The 25060-nt window shown below is 57.2% G+C and carries 22 protein-coding genes; 13 read left to right on the top strand and 9 right to left on the bottom strand.

Annotation, left to right across the window (positions count from 1 at the left end):
• Positions 1-1154 precede the first annotated feature (1154 nt).
• On the bottom strand, positions 1155-1730 hold the full coding sequence (locus AB7M26_RS23805; RefSeq protein WP_123494052.1) for a TetR/AcrR family transcriptional regulator: 576 nt from the start codon (positions 1728-1730) through the stop codon (positions 1155-1157).
• A gap of 146 nt (positions 1731-1876) precedes the next feature.
• Between AB7M26_RS23805 and AB7M26_RS23810 the strand changes: the two genes are divergently transcribed.
• The 4 genes from AB7M26_RS23810 (at position 1877) to AB7M26_RS23825 (ending at position 5832) form a co-directional block, all read left to right on the top strand.
• Positions 1877-2998 carry an alkene reductase gene (locus AB7M26_RS23810; protein WP_123494050.1) on the top strand — a complete coding sequence of 374 codons (1122 nt, stop codon included), beginning with the start codon at positions 1877-1879 and terminating at the stop codon, positions 2996-2998.
• Between the two features lie 52 nt (positions 2999-3050).
• Entirely contained in the window at positions 3051-3839 is a 789-nt protein-coding gene (locus AB7M26_RS23815) for an SDR family NAD(P)-dependent oxidoreductase (protein WP_123494049.1), read from the top strand.
• A gap of 47 nt (positions 3840-3886) precedes the next feature.
• Positions 3887-4756 carry an alpha/beta fold hydrolase gene (locus tag AB7M26_RS23820; RefSeq protein ID WP_123494047.1) on the top strand — a complete coding sequence of 290 codons (870 nt, stop codon included), beginning with the start codon at positions 3887-3889 and terminating at the stop codon, positions 4754-4756.
• Between the two features lie 77 nt (positions 4757-4833).
• Positions 4834-5832, top strand: a complete 999-nt coding sequence (locus AB7M26_RS23825; protein ID WP_123494045.1) for an NADP-dependent oxidoreductase — start codon at positions 4834-4836, stop codon at positions 5830-5832.
• A 343-nt stretch (positions 5833-6175) separates the two neighbouring features.
• Here AB7M26_RS23825 and AB7M26_RS23830 read toward each other — a convergent pair whose 3' ends face one another.
• A complete protein-coding gene (locus AB7M26_RS23830) occupies positions 6176-6601 on the bottom strand; it encodes a GNAT family N-acetyltransferase (protein WP_123494043.1) in 426 nt (141 codons plus the stop codon).
• Positions 6602-7026: 425 nt separating this feature from the next.
• Between AB7M26_RS23830 and AB7M26_RS23835 the strand changes: the two genes are divergently transcribed.
• Together AB7M26_RS23835 and AB7M26_RS23840 are read left to right on the top strand one after the other, a co-directional pair.
• Complete coding sequence (locus tag AB7M26_RS23835; RefSeq protein WP_123494041.1) at positions 7027-7545, top strand: isochorismatase family protein; 519 nt, start codon at positions 7027-7029, stop codon at positions 7543-7545.
• A gap of 152 nt (positions 7546-7697) precedes the next feature.
• Positions 7698-8267 (top strand): DJ-1/PfpI family protein, encoded by a 570-nt coding sequence (locus AB7M26_RS23840; RefSeq protein WP_123494039.1) that lies wholly within the window; start codon positions 7698-7700, stop codon positions 8265-8267.
• 204 nt (positions 8268-8471) lie between these two features.
• Here the strand turns inward: AB7M26_RS23840 and mqo are convergent, their stop codons facing one another.
• The 3 genes from mqo to AB7M26_RS23855 all read right to left on the bottom strand — a co-directional run bounded on the left by mqo (position 8472) and on the right by AB7M26_RS23855 (position 11775).
• Positions 8472-10118, bottom strand: a complete 1647-nt coding sequence (gene mqo / locus AB7M26_RS23845) for a malate dehydrogenase (quinone) (RefSeq protein ID WP_123494037.1) — start codon at positions 10116-10118, stop codon at positions 8472-8474.
• A gap of 317 nt (positions 10119-10435) precedes the next feature.
• Positions 10436-11146, bottom strand: a complete 711-nt coding sequence (locus AB7M26_RS23850) for a GNAT family N-acetyltransferase (protein ID WP_123494035.1) — start codon at positions 11144-11146, stop codon at positions 10436-10438.
• Between the two features lie 59 nt (positions 11147-11205).
• Positions 11206-11775 (bottom strand): YceI family protein, encoded by a 570-nt coding sequence (locus AB7M26_RS23855; RefSeq protein ID WP_123494033.1) that lies wholly within the window; start codon positions 11773-11775, stop codon positions 11206-11208.
• A gap of 221 nt (positions 11776-11996) precedes the next feature.
• Here AB7M26_RS23855 and AB7M26_RS23860 point away from each other — a divergent pair, with 221 nt between their 5' ends.
• The gene (locus AB7M26_RS23860; protein ID WP_123494368.1) at positions 11997-12617 is read left to right on the top strand and encodes a DUF3885 domain-containing protein; all 621 of its coding nucleotides are present in this window, start codon (positions 11997-11999) and stop codon (positions 12615-12617) included.
• Between the two features lie 229 nt (positions 12618-12846).
• On the top strand, positions 12847-13605 hold the full coding sequence (locus tag AB7M26_RS23865; RefSeq protein ID WP_259698655.1) for a hypothetical protein: 759 nt from the start codon (positions 12847-12849) through the stop codon (positions 13603-13605).
• 293 nt (positions 13606-13898) lie between these two features.
• Here AB7M26_RS23865 and AB7M26_RS23870 read toward each other — a convergent pair whose 3' ends face one another.
• Positions 13899-15230: an aminotransferase-like domain-containing protein gene (locus AB7M26_RS23870; protein ID WP_123494029.1), complete on the bottom strand. Its 1332-nt coding sequence runs from the start codon at positions 15228-15230 to the stop codon at positions 13899-13901.
• Between the two features lie 88 nt (positions 15231-15318).
• On the opposite strand from AB7M26_RS23870, the gene AB7M26_RS23875 reads away from it, so the two are divergent.
• Both AB7M26_RS23875 and AB7M26_RS23880 read left to right on the top strand, forming a co-directional pair.
• On the top strand, positions 15319-16215 hold the full coding sequence (locus AB7M26_RS23875) for a DMT family transporter (RefSeq protein ID WP_123494027.1): 897 nt from the start codon (positions 15319-15321) through the stop codon (positions 16213-16215).
• Positions 16216-16360: 145 nt separating this feature from the next.
• The gene (locus tag AB7M26_RS23880) at positions 16361-16906 is read left to right on the top strand and encodes an Hsp20/alpha crystallin family protein (RefSeq protein ID WP_123494025.1); all 546 of its coding nucleotides are present in this window, start codon (positions 16361-16363) and stop codon (positions 16904-16906) included.
• A gap of 86 nt (positions 16907-16992) precedes the next feature.
• Here the strand turns inward: AB7M26_RS23880 and AB7M26_RS23885 are convergent, their stop codons facing one another.
• Entirely contained in the window at positions 16993-17910 is a 918-nt protein-coding gene (locus AB7M26_RS23885; protein ID WP_123494023.1) for a universal stress protein, read from the bottom strand.
• Positions 17911-18351: 441 nt separating this feature from the next.
• Between AB7M26_RS23885 and AB7M26_RS23890 the strand changes: the two genes are divergently transcribed.
• Positions 18352-19272 carry a universal stress protein gene (locus AB7M26_RS23890; RefSeq protein WP_123494021.1) on the top strand — a complete coding sequence of 307 codons (921 nt, stop codon included), beginning with the start codon at positions 18352-18354 and terminating at the stop codon, positions 19270-19272.
• Positions 19273-19330: 58 nt separating this feature from the next.
• On the opposite strand, the gene AB7M26_RS23895 is transcribed toward AB7M26_RS23890, so the two are convergent.
• Positions 19331-22171 (bottom strand): cation-translocating P-type ATPase, encoded by a 2841-nt coding sequence (locus AB7M26_RS23895; protein ID WP_429386455.1) that lies wholly within the window; start codon positions 22169-22171, stop codon positions 19331-19333.
• Between the two features lie 45 nt (positions 22172-22216).
• Positions 22217-23605 carry an MBL fold metallo-hydrolase RNA specificity domain-containing protein gene (locus AB7M26_RS23900; RefSeq protein WP_123494017.1) on the bottom strand — a complete coding sequence of 463 codons (1389 nt, stop codon included), beginning with the start codon at positions 23603-23605 and terminating at the stop codon, positions 22217-22219.
• A 291-nt stretch (positions 23606-23896) separates the two neighbouring features.
• Between AB7M26_RS23900 and AB7M26_RS23905 the strand changes: the two genes are divergently transcribed.
• Both AB7M26_RS23905 and AB7M26_RS23910 read left to right on the top strand, forming a co-directional pair.
• Positions 23897-24544 (top strand): BON domain-containing protein, encoded by a 648-nt coding sequence (locus tag AB7M26_RS23905; protein ID WP_123494015.1) that lies wholly within the window; start codon positions 23897-23899, stop codon positions 24542-24544.
• Positions 24545-24601: 57 nt separating this feature from the next.
• Positions 24602-25027, top strand: a complete 426-nt coding sequence (locus tag AB7M26_RS23910; RefSeq protein WP_123494013.1) for a potassium channel family protein — start codon at positions 24602-24604, stop codon at positions 25025-25027.
• Positions 25028-25060 lie beyond the last annotated feature (33 nt).

Here is a 25060-nt window from a genome sequence, read left to right on the forward strand (position 1 = left end):
GGAACGCTTTTTAAACGTAAGCTTTATTAGGGCGACTGCGCAGCCAGGCTGTTGACTTATAGCAATATATTTGTAAGTTAGATATTAATCACTTATAGTTTGTTAGTTTGTTAGTTTGTTAGTTTGTTAGTTTGTTAGTTTGTTAGTTTGTTAGTTTGTTAAAATTCTTAATTATCCAGATTCAAAGTTGATGAATAATTTTCAAATATACAAAGCATACTAATAGATAGCCAGCTTATGATCTGTGGCAGTCTACTGCTGTTTTGGTAACAATGTGCCGTCCAACCGACAGCGCACTAGTCGGGGAGGACGCAGAAAACGGAGATTTTTGCCATCTGCTCGCGCTGCCCCCAAGACTGCCGCAGCATGCAAAGCGGGGCCCCTAGAGCGGAAAAGAACTGCGTTATCGACCGCTCACTCATTGTCTCTTCTCCATTCGTAGGAAATGCGCAGATTTCTCCAAAGACGTTTCGCGTCCGTGAGCGCCAACAGCCAAATAGCTGGGCTTGCTGCGCAAGCTTGAGGAGGAGTTTATAGACGTGGCGTGCGCCAGCCTTTCATTTGGCGACAGCGTTTTTTCATTTCATGACAGCCCATAACCTTCGATCTGACATTGCACATAGCGTTGTTTGAGTCAGTTTTTGCGTGGTGGTCATGCCACTCTCCAGACCTACCAATATGTCGTCAGTGGTTTGCAAATTCGCGGATGGGGTTTGAGAGTACGAAATCCTGACGGACTATCTATATTGGGTCGATTCTGTTGCCCTTCGCGACCGGCAAGAAACCACACAGCGGTCATTGGTTGCCTGGAGGACAGTAGTTAGTCAGCGTTACTCAAGTGGACGGCGACCGGCAACTACCATAAAGAGGAAGACGATCGGCTATAGGGAGAGCGATTCTCCGAAAACCAGCCTTGTTTTACAGTCTATTTCGGGATGTGTTTGGACAGGGTCGCCTTAAGCGCTTCGGTGACAAGAGCAATCAGAATTGGCTGGGAACTCGCCTGCATATCTCTACCAATTTCGGATTGCTGTTCTTTCACTTTTCCCGCTTATTTTGCAATCGGCCAAAACGGTCATCCGTGCGTGTCGTCCAACGACGAAGCAAGTCAGCGCGCTTTGTGCAACATCCATTTATCCCCTCTACGACTGAATCTACGATTGAACAGATAATGATGCGGTCATTTGCGCGTGACACACCGCCAGAATTTCATCGGCCAGCGCCGAGTCGTCAGGACAGGCGCGCGATAACATGATCGCGCCGACCGCGCGCGCCAGCAGGTCGATCATTTTCACCCTCGCCTCACCCGGCGCCGCATCCGGCCCGGTCGGGTATTTTTCGCCGAGCGTTTGCAACGTGCGCTCGATGCCTTCAGCGAATGCCGACTTCAAATCGCCTGACTGACGCGCCGCGTCACCGCACAACGCCGCCATGGTGCAACCCGTGGCGCGCCCGTCGCGATGATCCCTGGACACATACACATCGATGAAATCCTTCACGCTCAATGCTTCGGCGCTGGCCAGTGACTGCGCAAGACTGTTGGCCGAGGCTTCGGCCATCAGGTCAGCCTTCGAACCGAAATGTTTATAGAAACCGCCGTGGGTGAAACCGGCGGCGGCCATCAGGTCGGCCACGCCGACACCGTCAAAACCGCGCTCGCGAAACACGACTGAGGCCGTTTCGACGATGTGCTCCCGATTTGCCTGGGCCTGGGCCTTGGACACTCGCATGTTCGATACCTCGCTACCGCTGGAAATTCATCACCTGATGATACATAGATGTTGACCATAATCAAAACCATTGACAGTTTAGATTTCGATCATCATCCTAAATGCCAGCCATTTGAAATTCACCAACGGGCACGGAACACACACCCATGAGCGACCAGAATCTGTTTACCCCTTACACGCTTGGCGCCCTGACGCTGTCGAACCGCGTGGTTCTCGCTCCACTGACGCGCAATCGCGCAGGCAAAGGCTTTGTGCCGAGTGAATTTGCTGCTGCCTATTACAGCCAGCGGGCCAGCGCGGGTTTGCTGATTTCCGAAGCCTCGCAGATATCCCAGCAGGGACAGGGCTATCAGGACACCCCGGGCATTTACACGCAGTCGCAGATAGAGGGATGGCGCAAGGTGACCGATGCCGTGCACGCCAAGGGCGGGAGAATTTTCCTGCAGCTGTGGCATGTGGGCCGTGTTTCCCACGTGGATCTGCAACAGCAAGGCGCGGCGCCGGTAGCCCCTTCCGCGCTTCGTCCCGCGACCAAGGTGTTCGTCAACAATCGCTTCGAGGACGTTTCCGAGCCGCGAGCGCTGGAGACTGACGAACTGCCGGGCATCGTCAACGATTTCCGCCAAGCGGCGGCAAACGCCATTGCGGCAGGCTTCAACGGCGTGGAAATCCACGGTGCAAACGGCTATTTGCTGGATCAGTTCATTAAGGACGGCGCCAACCTGCGTACTGATGCCTACGGCGGCTCGATCGCAAACCGTGCGCGTCTGCTGCTGGAAGTGACGGCTGCCGTGGCCGCCGAGATTGGTGCTGATCGCACGGGCATTCGCCTTTCGCCTGTCTCTCCGGCCAATGGTGTATCGAGCAGTGATCCACAGGCTCAGTTCGATTACATCGTCGATCAACTCAATGCTCTGGACATCGTTTATCTGCACGTCGTCGAAGGCGCGACCGGTGGGCCACGCGACGTGGCGCCCTTTGATTTCGACGCCTTGCGCCAACGCTTCAAGAACACCTACATCGCCAACAACGGCTATGACCTGGACCTGGCCACGGCACGCCTTACGCATGACAAGGCCGACCTGATCGCCTTTGGCCGCCCTTTTATCGGCAACCCTGATCTGGTGGAGCGGCTCAAGAACGGTGCGCCACTGTCCGCCTTCGACCCCTCCACGCTCTACGGCGGCGGTGCGGCGGGATACATCGACTACCCGACGCTTGCCGAATCAAGCGCTGCCGCGAACCAGGCACAAGCTGATCGGGCCTGATTTCGATCGTGCATCCATCCCCATTCATGTTCCCGAAAAAAGAGCTGACATCATGACGACTCACCCTACCGTTCTCATCACTGGCGCTTCCACCGGCATCGGCGCGGTTTACGCCGAGCGTTTCGCCCAACGCGGGCATGATCTGGTGTTGGTCGCCCGCGACCACTCGCGCCTGGAAACGCTCGCCGCAAAGTTGCGTGGCGAACACAACGTCGCCATTGAAGTGCTTCAGGCCGACCTGACTCAACTCAGCGACCTGCACACCGTCGAAGCGCGCCTGCGGGATGACGGGCGCATCGGCATCCTCGTCAACAATGCCGGCGCCGCACAGTCCGGCAACTTTATCGAGCAGAGCACCGACAGCGTTGCGCAACTGGTGGCCCTCAACACCACTGCGCTGGTGCGGCTCGCCAGCGCCATCGCGCCACGCCTGGCCAAAGCAGGTGAAGGCGCCATCATCAACATCGGTTCGGTGGTGGGTCTGGCGCCTGAGTTTGGCATGTCGGTCTATGGGGCGACCAAGGCGTTTGTGCTGTTCCTGTCCCAAGGCCTAAGCCTGGAACTTTCGCCTCAGGGTGTTTATGTGCAAGCCGTACTGCCCGCTGCTACCCGCACGGAGATTTGGGACCGCGCCGGTATCGACATCAACACCTTGAGCGAAATCATGGAAGTGGGTGATCTGGTCGATGCCGCACTGGTTGGCTTCGACCGTCGCGAACCGGTGACCATTCCTCCGCTGCATGAAGGCGAGCGCTGGGATGCCCTGCAAACCGCACGTCAGGGTCTTTTGTCGCAGATCAGGCAGTCCGCCGTGGCGCAACGCTATTTGACTCAAGCCTGACCCATGTCGAGCAGGTCGGCCTCGCCCCGCAATCGGACGGAATAAACATGACTGTTTTGGCTAGAAGCAATCATCCAGGTTCGCAGTCGTTATTTATCAACGCGGCGAACCAGTCGGTTCTGGTAGGCGGGATCCCCTTCGCCTATCGTGACCTGGGACCCAGGACGGAGGTCCCGCTGGTCATGTTCAACCATTGGGGGGCAGTGTTGGATAACTTTGACCCCAGGATCATCGACGGTCTGGCAAAAAACCGGCGTGTCATCACCACCGATTACCGCGGTATCGGTGGCTCGGGTGGCGCCGCGCCATTGACCGTCGGTGAAATGGCTGACGATGCAATCGGCCTGATTCGGGCGTTGGGTTTGGACAAGGTTGACCTGCTCGGCTTTTCACTCGGCGGCTTCGTCGCTCAAGACATCGCCCTGAAAGCTCCCGAGCGCGTGCGCAAATTGATCCTCACCGGAACCGGACCGGCTGGCGGCACAGGCATCGACAACGTCGGCTCGGTGACCTGGCCGTTAATGATCAAGGGGCTGCTGACGCTACGAGATCCCAAGTTCTACCTGTTCTTTACCACCGCGGCCAACGGCCAACGTGCCGCGTCCGAGTATTTGCAACGTTTGAAAGAGCGCCGGCAAGACCGGGACAAAGGCCCGACACCCCGCGCGTTTTTACGGCAGTTGAAAGCCATAACTGCGTGGGGCAAGCAGGCGCCGCAAGAACTCGGTCGCCTGCGTATGCCGACGCTGATAGCCAACGGGGACAACGACATCATGGTGCCCACTGTCAACTCGCTTGAGCTGGCAAAGCGAATCCCCAACGCGCAGCTGATCATTTACCAGGACGCTGGGCACGGCAGCATTTTCCAGCACCATACCGATTTCGTGGCCAACGCTTTGGCGTTCCTCGATGCCTGACAGCCTGCACGTCTAATCGCATCAACGTTGTCGGGGCCGCGCCCCATTCTCATTCCACCGACAAGAGCAGCTGCAACATGAAGGCATTTTTTATCGACCGCTACGGCAAGCAGAACGGAACGATTGGCGAAGTGCCCGACCCTGCGGTCGGTGTGCATGACGTTCTGATCCAGGTGCATGCAACGAGCGTGAACCCGTTGGACTCGAAGATCAGAACGGGTGAGTTCAAACTGATCCTGCCCTATACATTCCCATTGGTATTGGGCAATGACCTGGCCGGAGTGGTCGTTCGCACGGGCTCGGCGGTGAAGCGATTCAAGCCAGGACACGAAGTCTATGCACGCCCTCCCGAGGCACGGATCGGGACGTTTGCCGAACTGATCGCCGTGAACGAAAACGCCCTCGCGCTGAAACCCTCGAATCTCGATATGGCCGAAGCGGCGTCCGTCCCCTTGGCCGCCTTGACGGCCTGGCAGGCGCTGGTTGAGACCGCCCAGGTGAAAAAAGGCCAGAAGGTGTTGATTCATGCCGGATCCGGCGGTGTCGGCACGTTTGCCATCCAGCTCGCCAAACACCTCGGCGCCTTCGTTGCGACGACCACCAGTACGGCGAATGTCGAATGGGTGAAAGCACTCGGGGCGGATGTGGTCATCGATTACAAACAGCAGGATTTTGCAAACGAGTTGCGCGACTTCGACGTGGTGTTGAACAGCCTCGGTGCCGATGTACTGGAGAAATCGATCAAGGTTCTCAAGCCTGGCGGACAGCTCATTTCCCTCTCCGGACCACCGACAGCAGAATTTGCCCAAGAGCAAGGCTTGTCCTGGATGCTACGGCAAGTCATGCGCCTGCTGAGCAGCGGTATTCGCAGAAAAGCCCGCAAGCATGGGGTGAGCTATGCATTTTTGTTTATGCGTGCCGACGGGGTACAACTGCAAAGAATCACCTCGCTTATCGAAGCTGGCGTCATCAAACCGGTCATCGATCGTTCCTTCCCTTTTGAATCGACTGCAGAGGCGTTGCGGTACGTCGAGCAGGGCAGATCAAAAGGCAAAGTCACCATAACAATCAAATAAGCGCACTACAAAAAATGTCAGTAGATAACGTGCATGCCACCAAGTATCAGACTCCAGCGCCTGAACCAGAGGAGCAACCACCGCACAACAGGCCCACACAGGAGCAGTTGAAACCAGAAGTCGTGCCTGTAGAAAAGCCGATGATCATTTGGCGTAGCTTGATGCTCGAGCAGTAACGAGAAATGGTTGAAGCCACTCCTCAATCGAAACAATGCTCACATCGCCACAAGCTCGGAGCGAATGGCAAGTTTGCATCAAAAGCGGATGTAGGCCGAACGTCCGCTAAGTGGCCGATTTCTGCCCGCTACGAAGCACAGCTATCGGCCCAAGATCCAAAACGCGGTCAGCACAATGACTTCTGGTAATAGAGCCGGGTATGTCCCGGTGGATAGTCTGCCAGGCGTCCGAATTCGGAGTAACCAAGTTTTCGATAAAACCCGGGAGCCTGAAAGCTGAAGGTCTCCAGCCAGATACCAATGCAGTGTTTTTTCTGCGCAACTTCTTCAGCCATGCGCATTAGCCGTTCTCCGATACCCTGACCACGCATCGACTCGGGAACGCTGATAAGATCGATGAGCAGCCATCGATAAGAGACCTTGCCGTACAGCCCGCCAATAACTTCATTGCTGTCAGCGTCTCGTAGCAACAGAGCAAAAGTTTCATGGGCGTCGTCTCCACCGTTGGCCAGGTTATGGGCCAGCAATGGGGTCAAAATTCCTAACCGCTCTGCTTCAGAGGCATTTTCCGAAAGGTGAACTTCTACAGACATGGCGCTCTCCCTGAGCAATGAGTAACTGGCTCAACAAGGTATCCCATTCAGTGAATACAACAAGTCATCCGTTTTATTGATGGCCTGAATGACTCCTTTTGGCCGATTCTGTTGAAAAAGTAGCTCCCCCGTCTGGCCTGCGGCAAAATTCTCGCATACCCTCGGCCAGAATCGGCTCCCAACGATCAATACAAGAAGTAGCCGTTGCGCAGGTCATGTCCCCTTGCCAACCAGGCACCGTGCGGCTACTGTCGACTTTATGAATCAGTTACGCATTGCCTCGACCACCACTACCACGACCGCCCGAGGCGGGTCGTGAGAGGTGTCGTGAACCAATAACGCACGAACTTCAAAGGCCCGCCAGCGATGGATAGGGCCTTTTCTTTTGCCCTTGTGTCGTTGGTCCAAACGCAAGGAAAAGCACTATGCATGCACTGTTGATTCTCGATATGCAGGTTGGATTGTTTCATGGCCCGGATAAACCATGGGATGGCGAAGCGCTGCTGAATACTTTGAACAGCCTGTTGAGCAAAGCCCGCAGGGCAGGCGCGCCTATTTTTCTTGCTCGCCACGTAGGTCCGCCCGGCTCGCCTATCGAACCTGGAAGCCCGTTGACGCAACTGGTGCAGGAACTGTTACTGGAAGGCGACGAGGTGATCTTCGAAAAAAGCCGACCCAACGCTTTCTACATGACTGATCTGGCCGATCGGTTAAAAGCTTGTGGATCTCAGGGCGTGGTTATTGCCGGAATGAAGACCCAGTATTGTGTCGACAGTACCTGTCGCGCTGCACGCGATCTTGGATTCGATGCGGTGCTGATCGCCGATGGTCATACCTGCGCCGACACTCCTGCGTTGAAGGCCGAAAATATCGTCGCTCATCACAACGCAACCCTGGCCGGCCCATTCTGTCGTGTAGTGCATGCTGAGGACTGGCGTTTCTAACCGGCATTGATAGATCGGCTCAAGACTGGGTCGATCTCCACTTTGGGTCGATTGCAGCCCTTTGCGACCGGTTGAATCCACCACCCAAAGCAGCCCTTGATGTATGTTTGTTGTCGCCATATGTTATTGGCATTCATGGAGGATTCTGACTGATGGCACGCGTGGGATTGATACTGACACCCGGTTTTGCGGACTGGGAATATGCTTTGATTGCTGGAACTGCGTCCCCGTTTTACGGGATCGACGTCAGGTTTTTCGCTCCTGCTACGGGGCAGTTCCGCTCGCAGGGTGGATTGGCTGTAACGGTTGATAGCAGTTTGCAACAATGTCTGGACTGGAAACCGGACGTTGTTGTCGTCATTGGAGGAATGGTCTGGGAACGTGCAGAAGCACCGGATATTCGAGACTTTCTTCATGCTAGTCGTTCAAGTGGAGCGACAATTGCCGGTATCTGTGGGGGAACGCTGGCACTTGCGAGGGCCGGGCTTCTCGACACGGTTCCTCATACCTCGAACAGCGCTGACTTCTTACAACAGAATGCCGTAGGTTATGAGGGGCGCACGCTTTATCGAAGCAGTCCAGTGGCTGTGGTTGCAGACCGCATCATAACTGCTCCAGGCCCTGCACCCGTTAGCTTCACCTGCGCAGTGTTCGAAGGTGCCGGGCTATCTTCAGAGATCATTTCTCAGTTCAGGTCAATGTTGGCAGCGGAACATCGGTGACCGCTTGGTCCTACAAAACAGCCGATCAGGTGATGTGTTCGAGTGGCCGCTCATGGCTGATAGCGGAACGTTCATGACTGACCGCTTGCGGCCCGAACGCTGACACGTGAAACGAGATGAATCTGCCCTTTGCAGCAAACACTCCCCCACAAAAAAGCCCACTGACCGTCTCCGATCCAGTGGGCTTTGCGATTACGCTTCTACTTACAAAGCCATATCCGTCGCAGCATTAGCCTTCGGCGCCTTGGCAGGAGCAGCCGGAGCAGCAGCCGGAGCCGCCACCTGACCAATCGCCGGCGGCGGAGTCAGCTCCAGCACCTTGGAGGTGTAAGCCCACTCTTCAGCCACTTTCGCAGGGTTGCTGTTCAGCTGAGTGCCATAGCTCGGCACGATCTGGTGCAGCTTTTCCTGCCAGGCTGGCGAGGCAACCTTGTCCTTGAACACTTTCTGCAGCACGGTCAGCATGATCGGTGCGGCAGTCGATGCGCCTGGCGATGCGCCCAGCAGACCAGCGATGGAGCCATCGGCAGAGGCAACAATCTCGGTACCCAACTTCAGCACGCCACCAGCGGCTTCATCACGCTTGATGATTTGCACGCGTTGGCCGGCTTGCCACAGGCGCCAGTCTTCGGCTTTGGCGTTCGGGAAGTACTCTTTCAGGGCGTTGAGGCGGTCTTCATCAGACAGCATCAGTTGGCCTGCAAGGTACTCGACCAGCGGGTATTCCTTGATGCCGACCTTGGTCATTGGCCACACGTTGTGTGTGGTGGTGGTGGTCAGCAGGTCCAGGTACGAGCCTTCTTTGAGGAACTTGGTGCTGAAGGTCGCGAATGGGCCAAACAGGATGACGCGCTTGCCGTCCAGGACACGGGTGTCCAGGTGCGGAACCGACATGGGTGGTGCGCCAACGGAGGCTTTGCCGTAGGCCTTGGCCAGGTGTTGTTCGGCGATGGTCGGGTTTTCGGTCACGAGGAACGAGCCGCCAACCGGGAAGCCTGCGTACTCCTTGGCTTCAGGAATGCCGGACTTCTGCAGCAGGTGCAGTGCACCGCCGCCCGCGCCGATGAAGACGAACTTGGCGTCGGTTTCGGTTTTGGTGCCGTCTTTCAGGTTTTTGTAGCTGACGCGCCAGCTGCCGTCTTCGTTCTTGGTGATGTCTTGCACTTCGCTAGACAGTTTCAAGTCGAACTTTGGCGTGGTTTGCAGGTGTGCGACGAACTGGCGGGTGATCTCGCCGAAGTTGACGTCGGTACCGAGCGGGCTCCAGGTGGCCGCGACTTTCTGGTTCGGGTCACGCCCTTCCATCATCAGCGGAACCCACTTCTTGATGACAGCCGGGTCTTCGGAGTACTGCATGCCGGCGAACAGCGGGCTCGCTTGCAGGGCTTCGTAGCGCTTCTTCAGGAACTTGATGTTGTCATCGCCCCACACAAAGCTCATGTGCGGAGTGGAGTTGATGAACGAACGCGGGTTCTTCAGCACGCCTTGCTGAACTTGCCAGGCCCAGAACTGACGGGAGATCTGGAAGGCTTCGTTGATTTCAACGGCTTTCGGGATCTGGACGTTGCCCTTGTCGTCTTCCGGGGTGTAGTTCAACTCGGCCAGGGCGGAGTGACCGGTACCGGCGTTGTTCCAGCCGTTGGAGCTTTCCTGGGCGACGCCGTCGAGGCGCTCGACCATTTCCATCGACAGACCAGGTTCCAGCTCATTGAGCCAGACACCCAGCGTTGCACTCATGATGCCGCCGCCAATGAGCAGCACATCGACTTTCTTTGCCTCTTCCGCGTAGGCGGACGTGATCCCCATCGACAAAGCCAGCCCCAGCAGGGCCGTGTTCAGTTTCTTAAACATCTGTAGCACCTATGATAAACGCCATCCGCCCTCAATCCTCAACATGAGCAACCCAAGAGTACGGGTACGCAGGCAGCGTGCCGTGGGTTCCTGCATCTACAAGGATTTGAAGGTGGGCACACAAGGCCGACGTGTCTCCATCGACCTCAGTTATATGTCCCTCGTGCACTGACTTTTTATCATTATTGGCTCAGTTACTTGAGCGACATTGATTCTGTCGGACGTCTGTGGACGTACGAACCGAATAAGTCAAACCAAGTTAATGCGACAGAATATCACGCCTCGGCCAGCCTGCGCGCCCGAAAGGACTCAACAGTCTAGTCGGGACGAGGTCCGCTCACGGCGTCTTTGCTCAAACGATCAAGCACAAACGCCTTGGCGTTGCGCGTCATCTGGTCGAGATGCCGGTCGCGCTGCTTCTCTGCATCGATCATCGCCCGCTTGCCGTGTTTGTGCAGCAGATACGTATGTATCTGCCGCACCTCCAGAGAACTGTAGATAGATGTGACATCCAGTAAGCCCATCAAGCCTTCGGTGCCGTGATCACGGGTGTTCATCAGCACCTGAGTGCCGCGCACGCCCAGCACCTGGAAGCCCATCGACTCGAACCAGGGCACTTTGGCGACCGTGCAGGTGAGTTCGGCATGCGGGTAGCGGCCGAGCATGTCTTGCAGCATCGCCCGGGCGACGCCCCGCCGCCGGTGGCTGGCCTGCACCGCCATGTACGCCACGCCGCACGCCTCGGGGTCGTCCTTGACCGGCAGGTACAGCAGAAAGCCGATGACCTGCTCAGGGTCTTCATCATCCGTGGCGACGATCAGTTCGACCGCAATGCCTTTGGCGCCGCTGAGCGCTTCGAGGTAGAGATGAACCTCGTAGCCCACCGCGTATTGATAGACGTTGTACAACGGGTTGCTCGGCGCGATGCCCACCATGCTGATGTCGGTCAGGTTGTCGACGACCATCTGCAGAATCTGGCTGTTGATGGGCTCTGGGCATGGGGTGGCAAAGTGGGTGAGCTGGGGCATTGCGTTTTAGACTCCGGGTTAAGCCCGCTATTGTCACAGATCGAGCCCTCGCAGGAAAATCAACGCTCGGGCGCGACGATGCGAAAGCGGATGTTGATGTCGTTGGAGACAACATTGTCCGCCCACTCCCCTTCCCCGATCTTGAAGTCCCTGCGTTTCACGATGATGTCGCCATCGAAGATGCCGATGGCCTTCTCCGGCTTCAGCAATACCTTGACCTGCAACTCACGCGTCATGCCCCTGAGCGTGAGGTTGCCGGTGATCAAGTAGCGATGGTCGCCCAGCGCTTTTACCCCGGTTGATTCAAAGGTCGCCACCGGATACTCCGCCGTGTTGAACCAGGCAGGCTTTTGCAGCTCGCTGTTGGCATCGCTGCCCCCGGCGTCGATGCTGGCAAGGTCGATGGTCATCTTGGCGTGGGCCGCGGTGGGGTTCGCCGTGTCGAAATCGATTGTGGCGTCGAATTTGCCGAAGGTGCCATATGCCCTGGAGCCGAACTGGTTATAGGTGAAAGAGATCTTGCTGGCGGTGGTGTTCACCTGGGTGTATTCGACGGCGTGGGCGCAGGGCAAGGTGCCGACCAGGAGAATGGCGAGCAATGCGGCGAAACGCGGGAATCGAGGGGGCATGGGATTCTCCGGTTGAAGCGCCTTGGGATTCAATCACCGCACAGGTGTGTCAGTGGACTTAAGCAAATATTCGATGTTTATTCCAGTGGAGCAGTGCCCCTGCGCCTCAAAACCCCAGCCCTACAGCCTTTGGACTCGCAGGAAAGCCCCATGCGCCTAAAGTTGTGTTCTTGGCCGCCGACTCCCTTTTGTTAATCCCTCTTGCGAAGGACCGTAAAGTAATGAACCTGCAGCGTAAAATTGATGAGGTTTTCGCGGGAAAAGCCTTCGAACGGCCGCTGTTCTATTCCTGCCCGGGAGGTTTGCGATTTAGCCTTTCCGAAAAGGGAACTGCCATTGAACAGTTTCTTCTCGCGCTTCAAAAAGCACGATGCATTTGCGAGGACATTTTCCCTGACGAAGGATCGCTCGTTGTGTGTCTTCGTGTTCGCTCCGGGACAAATCCTTTTGCACTCCGACCTGTTTTAGCAGAGCTTCGGGCCGCGGGCATCAGAATTCCCTCGAATCATTCCCGATGGCATAACCTCCTTCATCCGGACGATTGGTTTGATGAAAGTGAAGAAGAGTATTGGGTAAATGTCGCCTTTCATGCCCCTTTGTCGCTACTTCAGAATTTTCTATGGTGTGCATTGGCGAGGGACTTCGGAGACATTCGGCCCCGCCCGTTTTGTGACATCTACTTTTTCAACCTGAGCCTGCAGGTTATGGCATTTCCCTACGATGATCGCGGCATGGATGTCGTCGGTCCGAATAGGACTCCCTTGGCGCAGCTGTATCAGAAACATCAGCGTTATTTGTTAGCCCATGATCGGCCAGTGATGGATGAGACATTCCGCGTTTAGAATCTCATCGTTGATAACGCTGATCAACATCATCAATCAGACCGACTTGAACCCGAAAGCGCTGACAACAATCCCTAAACGGTCCTTTACCCACCGCGCCATTACTGGATAATGCCAAGCTGGCACCATCAGGCCCTGACCTTGATTTTTTCAAGGTTTTTATTGCTACAGCCTGACAGTCGCCTTCAAGGATGGACGATCGACTACGGAACAAGGAGTCAGCACTGTGATGTCACCGCAAGATTCAGCAATACCGCTTACCCGCACTCAGAAATTCACTTCATTGATCACCCGCGGCATGGCAGGCCTCGGCGTCGTGCTGGGCGCCATGTGGGCGTTGATCACCTATGCCGTGCCAGACCCTAGCGTGTTCGGTTTCAGCTTTATCAGCTGGAAAAACGTGGTGTTGCTGGTGAGTACTTTTTTGTTTCTGGGGGCCGTTTCAATCGGCTGGCAGATTCGTAACTTCACGCCGATGCTCCGCGGCACATTGCAGTTTCTCATGGTTGCCGGCTTGTCTTTTGGCTTCTTCATCTTGGGCACCGAATACTCCAAGCCCTCTTTCGAGTTCGCCAAACTGCAAGCCAGGATCGTCGAAAACGAAGGCAACAACCTGCTCGGCAAACGCATGGAAGTGCTGGATAACGTACGCATAGAACTGGAGGGCTGCGAAAATATCGGCCGCTTGCCCACTTGCACATTTGAACTGACCAATCTGAACGTGGACCGCAGCTTTCGCTTCGACGACGGCACCCGACTATTCGACGAGTCTGGTGGCCCTCTCAAGTTCGAGTCGATCCGGGTAGGCCAGGTCGAGGACAACGCCTGGCTACGCTTCCCGCTGATTCGCAATGTACCGACACGGGTTACGCTGATCTTCCAGCAGAGCAACAGCAAGCTGAGCAAAACACCTGCGATCAAGTTAGTGTTTCGGGATGGGAATGATGAGGCGCTTACCGTTAAATTCAGTGAGATTGTAATGCGCTAGTTGTTGGAATAAAGGCACTCTACTGACCACTGGAAAGCCCTCGACGTTGAAGACTTTCCGGGTTTCAAACGGTAGCATCACCCACCCGAGGGATCAGACGATCGGGTGAGCTTGGTAGATCTTGCTGACGATGGCCCGAGAAGAGGGAGTGTCAGTCGACATTGATGTTGCTTGGCACTGCGCCTTCGCGGGCAAGCCCGCTCCCACAGGTATTGCGCTTGGCTGACTGGCATTAGCGCCGTCCCCCTGCTGATCAGTGCGGCGCAGGCACATACTCTTCGGTAATAACGAGACTATGTGTAAGCCCCAATCATCCACTTCACTTTTTCCAGCGCCTCCCTCAATGCACCCATCTCCACGGAGCCCAGTGCCAGACGAAACGCATGCGGGACGTTGGCCGAAGTGGCGAACGGTTCGGCGGTGGAAACCGAGACGTTTTCGCGCATCAACGCCATGGCGATCTGGTCCGCCCTTGCGTCTTCCGACAATGGCAGCCAAAGAAAATACGACGAGGGATGGCGAATGCAGCGCAGCCCCGCCAGTACCTCGCCGGCCACGACTTGCCTTGCTTGCGCGTCGCGACGCTTTTCGGCTTCCAGTTGCATGACGGTGCCATCGTCGAGCCAGGCAGTGGCGATTGCCGTCATCACGCCCGGGGTATTCCAGGTGGTCGCTTTGATCGTGCGCTCCAGCGCGGGCACGTGTTGAAGGGGGGCGACGACGAAGCCGACGCGCAGTCCGGTGGCCACGCTCTTGGAGAGGCCTGATACGTACACCGTTCTCTCAGGGGCGAGGTCCGCCAGTGGTGCGGGAGGATTTTCCGCGAGGAAGGCGTAAGCGGCGTCCTCAATGATCAGCAGCCCATGCCGACGCGCAATCGTCACCAGGTATTCCCGTTGATCGGCACTCATCACCCATCCCAGCGGGTTGTGCAGGGTCGGCATCGTGTACACGGCCCGCACGCGCCTGTGCCGGCACAGGCTTTCCAGCGCCTCCAGATCAGGGCCGTGATCGAGCACCGGAATGGGCACGATTTCAAGGTGCAGTGAGTCGGCCAGGGCCTTGAATCCTGAATAGGTCAAGGCGTCCGACGCAATCACGTCACCGGGTTGCAACAGCGCCATCATCGTCACGGCCAGCCCCTGCTGGGCACCGGTGACGATCAGCACCTGGTCCGCCTCAACCGCCAGGCCTCGGACGCGCAGATGGCGCGCCACAGAGGCACGTTCATGCAGGCGCCCCGCGTGTGGCTGATAGCGCAGCAGCGATTCCAGATCGCCGGCCGATGCGAGCTGGCGCAGGGCATTTCGTAGCAGTTCTGCCTGCCCGGGAAGCGCCGGATAGTTGAAGTTCAGGTCCGTCATGCCAGCGGCAACGCTATGCTGGTCGATACTCTGGCCCGGTGACCACGACGTTTCCCTGACGAAAGTCCCCCGCCCCATCTCTCCGCTGACCAGGCCCATGGCTTCCAGCTCCGCGTAAACGCGGCTAGCCGTCACCAGCGCCAGGCCTTCCGTTGCCGCCAACTGACGGTGGGTCGGCAAGCGCGTGCCCGGCAACAGTCGTCCTGAGCGGATGTCCGCGGCAAATTCATCCACCAGTGATTTGTAGCGTGAACGAGGCATGCGCAAGTGTATCCATGACAATATTTTGATTGTATTGAGTTTCGTCCATAGGATGCCTCCCATGCAACCGGCATAAAGGGAGTCCTCAATGGAACGCACATCGAATCTGCAAACCCACACCACGGAAAAGACCGCGAGCGGCTGGCTCAACGGGTTCATCGGCGTGCTCATTTTCAGCGGCTCGCTGCCCGCGACACGGGTAGCCGTTCTGGAGTTTGACCCGGTCTTTTTGACGGTTGCCCGAGCCAGTATCGCTGCCCTTCTGGCGCTGTGCATGCTGTTGCTCTTCAACGAAAAACGACCGGCCAAGAGTCAGCTTCTCTCCCTGGCAATCGTGGCCTTGGGCGTTGTATTGGGGTTTCCACTGCTGACGGCGCTGGCACTGCAATATGTGACGTCTGCGCATTCCATCGTCTTCGTTGGCCTATTGCCCCTCGCCACGGCAGCCTTCGGCGTCTGGCGCGGTGGCGAGCGTCCCCGGCCGGTCTTCTGGTTCTTCTCAGTGTTGGGAAGCCTGCTGGTGGTAGGTTTTGCCGTTTCCCAAGGCCTGACCGCCTCTCCTGCGGGGGACATTCTGATGTTGCTGGCCATCCTCGCCTGCGGATTGGGCTATGCAGAAGGCGCAAAGCTTTCAAGAACACTGGGCGGCTGGCAGGTGATTTCCTGGGCCCTGGTGCTGTCGCTTCCCGTCATGGTGCCGCTGACCTGGTTCCTGACCCCGCCTTCGCTCTCGGGAATCACCCCGACCGCATGGATCAGCCTGGCTTATGTCTCGCTGTTCAGCATGTTTCTCGGCTTCGTGTTCTGGTATCGCGGGCTGGCCCAGGGCGGGATTGCCGCCGTCGGTCAGCTTCAGCTGCTACAGCCGTTTTTTGGCCTGGCGCTGGCGGCCACGCTGCTGCATGAGCAGGTCAGCCTTGGCATGTTGGGTGTGACCGTTGCGGTGATCCTTTGCGTGGTCGGTGCGCGCAAGTTCTCGAAATAGACGGCTCGCCGTCAGAAACCGACTGTTGGTCGGTCTGGCGGCTGCAGGAATACTAACCTTTTAAGGTAAGGCCTGAATTTGTCGTGGTGGACCGGCCTCCGAGACGTTCCCGGCCCACCGCAGTGCTCGATAGGAGGAATGAAAAATGGCCAATTTCGAGAAGAAAATGCCGGTGCAGACCGACGACGAAAAAACCGATCAGCAACCGACGGTGGCAGACCCTTGGCGGCCCCTGGAAAAACTGCGCCAGCAGGTCGATCACCTGTTCGAAGACTTCAATCGTGGCTCGGGGTTGACCCCTTTCCGGCGTGGGCTGTTCGATGTCGAACCGTTCTGGAGTCGGGAATTTATCGGCCGCAGCCTGCCTGCGGTAGACATTACCGAGAAGGATGAAAGCTTCGAAATCACCGCCGAACTGCCGGGCATGGATCAGGAAAATATCGACATCAAATTGTCCAATGGCAACCTGATCATCAAGGGTGAAAAGAAAGAGGACAAGGAAGAAAAAAGAAAGGGCTATCACTTGTCAGAGCGTCACTATGGCTCCTTCCAGCGGGCATTCAGCCTGCCTAAAGGTGTCGATGCCGACAAGATCGAAGCGAACTTCAGTAAAGGTGTGCTGAGCATTTCGCTGCCGAAGAAGCCCGAAGCCATGAACGCGGACAAAAAGGTGCAAATCAAATCAAGCTGAATCGCCCTTCGCGCGACAGAAAGCCCCTTGCCGGGAAACCGGTCAGGGGCTTTTTTTGTGGTCGCGACGGCGCCAGGCAGAACCTGTCAGTCGACCCGGGGCAATGGCTTGACGATCGTCAGACTGGAGGGCGACCGGTTCAACACACTTTCGGCCGTACTGCCGATGAACATATCGATCCCGCGATGGTAGGTTGTCCCCAGTACTACCATGTCGAAGGCATGTCGTTGTACAAAATGTGCGATCACCTCAGAGGGAATCCCAGGCAGTAGATGTTGCTGTTGTTTCTCGATTCCGTAGCGCTCGGCAAGCACCTCAAAGGCCTCCAGCTGAGCATCGATGACCGCGTCTCTCAAACTGCCATCCAGTGTCGCTGTCGGCACGTTCACCTCAGACTCCCCCAACTCCGACCAGCCGTCGACATTGAGCAGGTGCAAGGTGGCGCCGCAGGATTCAGCCAACGTCGAGGCCAGGTCGAGAATCCGGTCATTAAGCCCTTGGGTCAGCGCCTCCAGATGGGACAGGTCAACGGTGGCGAGTATGCTCAACGGGTTTGCATTTGCGGCATCGGTGACCAGGTGCAAAGGGGCCGGACAGTTGCGCAGCAACTGCCAGTCCAGAGGCCGGTGAAAGACGCGATCGAGTGCCGACACGCGATGTGTGTCCTTGATCACCAGGTCCGCATGGAAGTCATTCACGTACTCAAGCAGATGCGCCAGGCTCGGTCTGGCCCAGACCACTTCAGTGGTCACCTGCAACCCTTCGTATCGTTGAAACCGGGCTTGCTGCTCCAGCCAGTGACGATGCACCTGCAAGTAACCTTCCCGCGCCTGAGCCATTGCGTCGTGGTCAAACAGGCCGGCCACCGCCAGTGCCTGGACATGATCGAAAGCGACGATGTGCAACATTGCACCGGTTGCACAGGCCAGGGCTCGCGCCCGATCGAAAGCCGGGGTGCGGACCATTTCGGTCGGGGCAATCAATAGCAGACGTTGAATTTTCACCACTACTCTCCTTGCAACATCGGCAATTGTATCGCGCGGGCCAACATGGTGGCCCGGTCGAACGCTGGAGTACGAGTCATGGCGGAAGGAGCGATCAACAGTAAACGCTGTGTCTGCGACATAGGGCACCTCGGCGCACGGCCATCTCGATGCAGTGGGTAGAACCACAGAGTGAGCGCTTCAGAACCGGGGGATTTGATCTTTGTCAGCTATAGGGTCGACCGTTCTTCTGAATCGTCAGTTTGCTGGAAACAAACCCGAAAGCGGCTCTACAACGCCCCCCACCACACGTCGGGGCGCATGCTGCATCACTCGCCAGGTTGATAAAGATCAATCCCGTTCCTCCCGTCAGTGACAGGATAAAAAACAGGGCATCGGTGCCCAAACGCATGGGTGCCATGGAGCACAGGTGTTTCCGCAGTTTTTGACAGGAGCTTTGTCATGTCTGAGCAATTACGCTTCATGCTGGTCGTCTCGCCGCTCATGGAAAACAGCCCCGCGTTCGATCGGGCCGCCGCGTTGGCCAAGGCCGCGGGCGCGGCCCTGCACATCGTCGCCTTCGATTACCTGGAAGGTTTGGCAACGGCCAGCCTGGTCAATGAACAAGTGCAGGAGCAGATGCGGCTCGGGTATGTCGAGCGCCATCGCCAGTGGCTCGAAGAACAGGCCCGTCCCTTGCGTAAAATCGGTGTGCCTGTCACCACTGAAGTGGTTTGGGTAGAAAGACCGTTGCAGGAAATCCTCGTTCACCTCAAAGAACAGCCGATGGCAGTCCTGATCAAGGCTCTGGAGTACGAGTCGCTGCTGTCACGGATCATGTTCACGCCCCTGGATATTCATCTGCTGCGCGAATGCCCGGTTCCGCTGCATTTTGTCAGCCATGTGCAGCACGCGTTGCCACGCAAGATCGTCGCCGCGGTCGACCCCTTCCACAGCAATACTCAGTACAAGGATTTCAACGACAGGATTCTGCGCGAGGCGTCAAAGCTGGCCAGTACCTGCAACGCCGAGCTCGATGTTATCTATGCCCATGACCTGTCATCGATCAGCGCGGACGAGTTCGATTTCGACAACGCCTCGACGTTTTTCTCTTCAGGCAAAGCCAAGACACTGTTCGATGCACAGGGCGATGCCTTCCGCGAATTGGCCGAGCGCAACGGTATTGCGCCGGAGCAACAGCACATGATCATGGGCAACCCGGCCAAGGTCCTTACCCATTACGCCGATGCGTACAACGTCGATGTGATTGTCATGGGCCGGGTCGGCCATCGTGGCATAGGTCGACTGGTGGGCAGCACCGTGGAGCATCTGCTGTACAAAATGCCGTGCAGTGTATGGGTGGTTTCACCTGAAGATCTGTAGAGGGACGCTGCGACAGCGCTCGGACACTCCTGTCGGGCGCTGAGCCGCGCCATGAAACTCAGGACAATTTTTGGCACAGGTCCTGTTCTCGCCACGGGCTTCTCAAACGCAACACAAGTTTGCGCAACTCACTGAACCAGAAAACAGTGCTGGCCATTGCAACACAAAGCCCCCACTGACCCAGCGTCAATGCACTCGTGTTGAAAGCCTTGTTGAGTGGTGACCAGTGCACTACGGCAATCTGCAAGGTCATCGCCAGGGCAATTGCACCCCAGAGCCACTGGTTGGCGAATAATCCGATGAATGCACTGGCTGATTCCGAGCGAGCACTCAGTGCATTGAACAGTTGCGCCAATACAAGCACCGTAAAACAGGCAGTACGGGCCTGAACCAGCGACTCATTACCCGGTATCAGGCCACCAGGCAGCATCCAGTCGACCGTCAGCAAACTCGCCAACGCCATCACCAGACCGACCTGGAACACGCCGCTCCACATGCTTGTGTCGATGATTCGATCCGTTGGCTTGCGCGGGCTGCGTGTCATCACATCCTCACTGTGCGGATCAAGCCCCATCGCGATGGCAGGCGCCGCATCAGTGATCAGGTTGATCCACAGAATCTGCGTGGCCAGCAGCGGCAGGATGATCCCGCCCTTCTCATCCACCAACCCAATGACGCCGGCACCGATGACGGCAAGAAAGACCGTTAGAACTTCCCCCATATTGGAAGACAGCAAGTAACGAAGAAACTTGCGGATATTGTCCAGAATCCCGCGCCCTTCGCGAACAGCCAGCACGATGGTCGCGAAGTTATCATCAGCCAGAATCATTTTTCCCGCCTGCTTGGTCACCTCCGTTCCGGTGATGCCCATGGCAATGCCGATATCGGCTGACTTCAGTGCCGGTGCATCATTCACACCATCCCCGGTCATCGCCACCACATGCCCCTGCGCCTGAAGCGCATCGACAATCCTCAGCTTATGCGAGGGCGCCACGCGTGCATAAACAGATGTCGATTTGACCGCCTCGGCCAAGGCCGCATCGTCCAGTTCATCCAGGTCTGCCCCGGTCAATGCCCCTCCACCGGCCTGGATGATGCCCAGATCCTCGGCGATGCGCGCAGCCGTTCGCGGATGGTCGCCAGTGATCATGATGATGCGGATGCCTGCCCGATGGACCTCGGCAATGGCTGGCGCGACTTCTTCACGCGGTGGATCACTGATGCCAACCGTCCCGATGAAAACCAGCCCTTTCTCAAGGGGTTGACCGGCCGTGACATCCTCCTCGGGTGACAAGGGACGGTACGCCACGGAAAGCGTGCGCAAGGCCGCACCCGACAACTCATTCACATCAGCCACGGCTTTGGCACGCAGCTCGTCGGTGAGTGGCACGACATCCATGCCGACCTGAACGTGTGTGCAATGTTGAAGAAGCACATCCGGCGCGCCCTTGCTGATCAGCAGTCGCTCATCGTTGCGCTCATGATCGATGACCAGTACCGACATCATTTTTCGATCAGAGGTAAAGGGTATTTCCGCCACGCGCTCGAAGCGTTCCCTGCTGCGTGCCGGGGCATCAAGCTTGCGCTCCGCCACCAGAAAGGCGCCCTCGGTCGGATCGCCTTGAATCACCCAGGTGCCCTCTTCCTGCTGCGCAAGCGCGGCATTGCCAGCCAGGCTTCCGCCACGCAGTAACAGCACATTTTCGATGTGCACCGGGCCGCCGCTCATGGGCAGGTCCTGGTGATGAATCTGACCCTGCGGGGCGTAACCGACACCGCTGACCACCCCTTTGCCTGATGCCGTCATGGTTTGCTGGATGGTCATTTCAGAACGGGTCAGCGTGCCGGTCTTGTCGGTGCAGATGACCGATGCGGATCCCAGGGTCTCTACCGAAGAGAGTCGCTTGATGATGGCTTTGTTGCGGGCCATCCGCAGCATGCCGAATGCGAGCACCAGTGATAAAACCGCAGGCAGCCCCTCCGGCACAGCGGCTACCGCCAGAGACACACCCAGCAGAAGCACCCGCAGCACATCGTCGACCGTGTGAACATCAGTGAGCATCAGCACTGCCGCAACGACAACCGCAGCGATCAGCAGAACAGCAATGCCGAGCATCCGCCCTATGGCGCGCACTTCCTTTTGCAGAGGCGTCACCTCTTCGGGCGTGACATCCAGCAGATGAGCGATCGCCCCGACTTCAGTCGCCATGCCAACGGCAGTGACGATGCCGAGCCCCGAACCCTGGGCGATGGCTGTGCCTTTGAACACCATATTGGAGCGTTCTGCCAAAGGGGCTTCGGTGCTTGAACACGTTGTGTTTTTCGAGACCGCTTCACTCTCTCCGGTCAGCGATGCTTCCAGGACCCGCAAGGCATTGGCCTGAATAAGACGAGCATCGGCGCCCACCGAATCACCTTCGGATAACACCAGCAGATCGCCGACTACCAGTTGCTCACTGGGGATACGCGTCAAGGCTCCATCGCGGATGATGGAGGACGAGGTTTGGGTCAGTTTGGCCAGCGCCGCAACAGCTCGCTGTGAGCGGGTTTCCTGGAAAAACCCGAGGAACGCATTAGCCAGCACAATCAGGGTGATGACCAACGCATCGACAGGCCAATCGCGACTATCGCTCAGCAACCAGATGGCCAAGGTGATGGCCACTGCGACGAGCAGCAGATACACCAGCGGATCCTGAAACTGCGCCAGTAGATAATGCCAGGCGGGTTTGACCGGTTGAACCCGTAACTCATTGGGCCCGTCTCGGTTCAGACGGGCCTGGGCTTGAGCAGTGGACAAGCCCAGGCCGATGTCAGTGTCCAGCTCACGGGCAATCATCCCCACGTCTTCAAGGTGAGGGTGAGCGATAGCGTGGCTGCCAGACTCAACTGTCTTGCTCATCTTTTCCCCGGCCCTTTGCCGGAAAACCGGCCAAGGGGTTTATTGTCAGAGTGATGAGCTTGAGGGCTGATCGAGGGGGGTTAATTCAACACTGTCGCGGTACTCCGGCACCGAAACCGACCAGCCCAGTTCCAGACTGATACGCCGGCGCAGTACATCCGAGGCATTCGGTTCCCCGTGCACCACATAGGTGTGTTTCGGCGGCCGTTTGAACCCGCGCAACCACTGCATGATTTCATCCGCATCGGCATGCGCGGACAGGGTTTGCATCGGTACCACTTCGGCCCGGATCGGCACGTCTTGGCCATGGATACGCACCGATGGCGCACCGGCGATGATCTGCGCACCACGGGTACCGCCCGCCTGGAAGCCCGGCACCAGCAGCGTATTCAACGGGTTGGGTGCCAGTGCCTTGAGGTGATGAAGTACGCGCCCACCGGTGGCCATGCCACTGGCGGCGATGATCACCGCCGGGGTGCGTTGCTGGTCCAGTTCGATAGAGTCTCGGGTCGAGCGCACGAAATGCGCGACATGGCACATGCCTTCACATTCCTGCGGTGACAACCGGTGCTCGCTGCGAAAACGCTGGTACAGGCGCGTGACGTCGGTGGCCATGGGGCTGTTGAGGTAGATCGGCAGGTCCGGGATCGCCCGCTTCTGGACAAGCCTGTACAGGTAATACATCAGCAATTGTGCACGTCCGACTGCAAACGATGGCACCAGCGTGATGCCGTGGCGCAAAGCGGTGCGGGTGATGACCTGCGCCAGTTGCTCCTCCGGGGATTCAACAGGGTGCTGTCGGTCGCCGTAGGTCGATTCCACCAGCAGGTAATCGGTCTGCTCGATGATTTCCGGGGCAAACATCAATGGATCGTTCGGCCGCCCCAGGTCCCCGGAACACACCAGCGTCATGCCATCGGCCACCACTTCCACCGTGGCGGCGCCCAGTATGTGTCCGGCGCAGCGCAACAGGATGCTCATGCCCGGAACAATCGCGACCCGGTGGTGCAACTCCACCGGATGCAACAGTTTCAGCGCCTGCTCGGCGTCTTGCTCGGTATAAAGCGGCAGCGCCGGAGTGTGTTTGGAGAAACCATGGCGATTGGCAAACTCGGCCTCTTCTTCCTGCAAACGGCCACTGTCACGCAACAGGATTTTCACCAGTTCGCAGGTCGCGGGGGTGGCATACACCGGCCCGCGATAACCATTGCGCACCAGCACCGGTAAATAGCCACTGTGATCCAGATGGGCATGGGTCAGCACAATGGCGTCGAGGTCGCGAACCGGTACATGGAAGCGGTCCCAGTTGTGCAGACGCAGTTGTTTATAGCCTTGGAATAAACCACAGTCGATCAGCACATGGTGGTCGTGATGTTCCAGCAGGTACTTGCTGCCGGTCACCGTGCCCGCCGCACCGAGAAATGTCATTCGCATCGTCATTTCCTCAAGCCAGGTAACGCTTTACCCGACGGATAAACGCTTATCCATGGTTTTCCCCTCGGTTCATCGCGGCAGGGAAGTGTCAGGCTGTGATGAACAGTATCTGGCGTTATCGCCGCGGGGCTCTGATTTTTGTCAACTAATGGCCGGCGAGTGATAGCCGGACGCACTCACAGAAGCCTTGTTGATTTAGCTCAATGTCTTGATGTCGTTCCAGTGTAGAAAAAACTGATCGGGCCAGGCTTGCGTCCGTTGTAATCCACGCATCAGACAGAGGGCATCACCATGAGCGACTTGAGTTTGCGTCAACATATTCTGGAAGAGCTTGAATTCCAGCCTGATATCGATGCTGCCAACATCGGTGTGACCGTGGACAACGGCGTCGTCACGCTCTCCGGGCACGTCAAGAGCTACATGCAGAAAATCAACGCAGAACGCGCGGTAAAAAGCATCAAAGGAGTACGCGCGCTGGCCGAAGAAATTCAGGTCAGGCCGGAGAAAAACGCTGGCACGGCGGATGACACCATCGCAGCCCGGGCCTTGAACATCATCGCGTGGAGCTCCGACGTTCCCGAGGACGACATCGAAATCACGGTGCAGAACGGCTGGGTCACCCTTGAAGGCGAAGTGGACTGGCAATACCAGAAAGAAACCGTGGAGCGGGCCGTGCACAAATTGTCGGGAGTGGTCGGCATCGACAACCTGCTGACCCTTCGTGCACGGGTGAATGCGGTCGATGTCCAGCAACGTATCGAAGAAGCCCTCAAACGCAATGCCGAAGTCGATGCCAAGGAGATCCACGTCAAGGTCGAAGGCGACGTCGTGAAGCTTGAAGGCAGGGTTCATTTGTGGCGCGAACGCAAGATCGCGGAACGTGCAGCCTGGTCGGTGCCCGGTGTAAAGCAGGTTGAAGATCATTTGCTGCTCGCCTGAGTCAATGATCTGGGGAAATCGTGGATCGCACCGGCCGCGTTTCACTGGAGGTGCATGATGTTCGCGGTCACATTGATCAATACGCTGGTGGTGATCGTCGCAGTGGTGATCCACTACGAATGCCTGTTACGCCTCAATGACTGGTTGCCGAGGCTTAAACTCTGGAGCCGCTTCAGGATTGTCGTCGGGGTGTTCGGTGCGCTGCTGGCCCATGCCATAGAGGTGTGGTGCTTCGCGCTGGTCTATTACCTGATGGTGCGCTCCGGAGAATGGGGCAGCCTGATTGGCAACTTCGATGGTTCACTGATGGACTGCGTGTACTTTTCATTCACCACGTACACGACAATCGGTTTCGGCGATATTGCACCGGTGGGCAACCTCAAGTACCTGACGGGTCTGGAGGCCCTGACCGGTCTGGTACTCATCACCTGGACGGCATCCTTTCTGTTTATCGAAATGCAGAAGTACTGGAAGCGCAAATAACCCGCCGCCCTTCCCTTGCACGGATCGACTGAG

Source organism: Pseudomonas sp. F-14 TE3482, assembly GCF_053629455.1.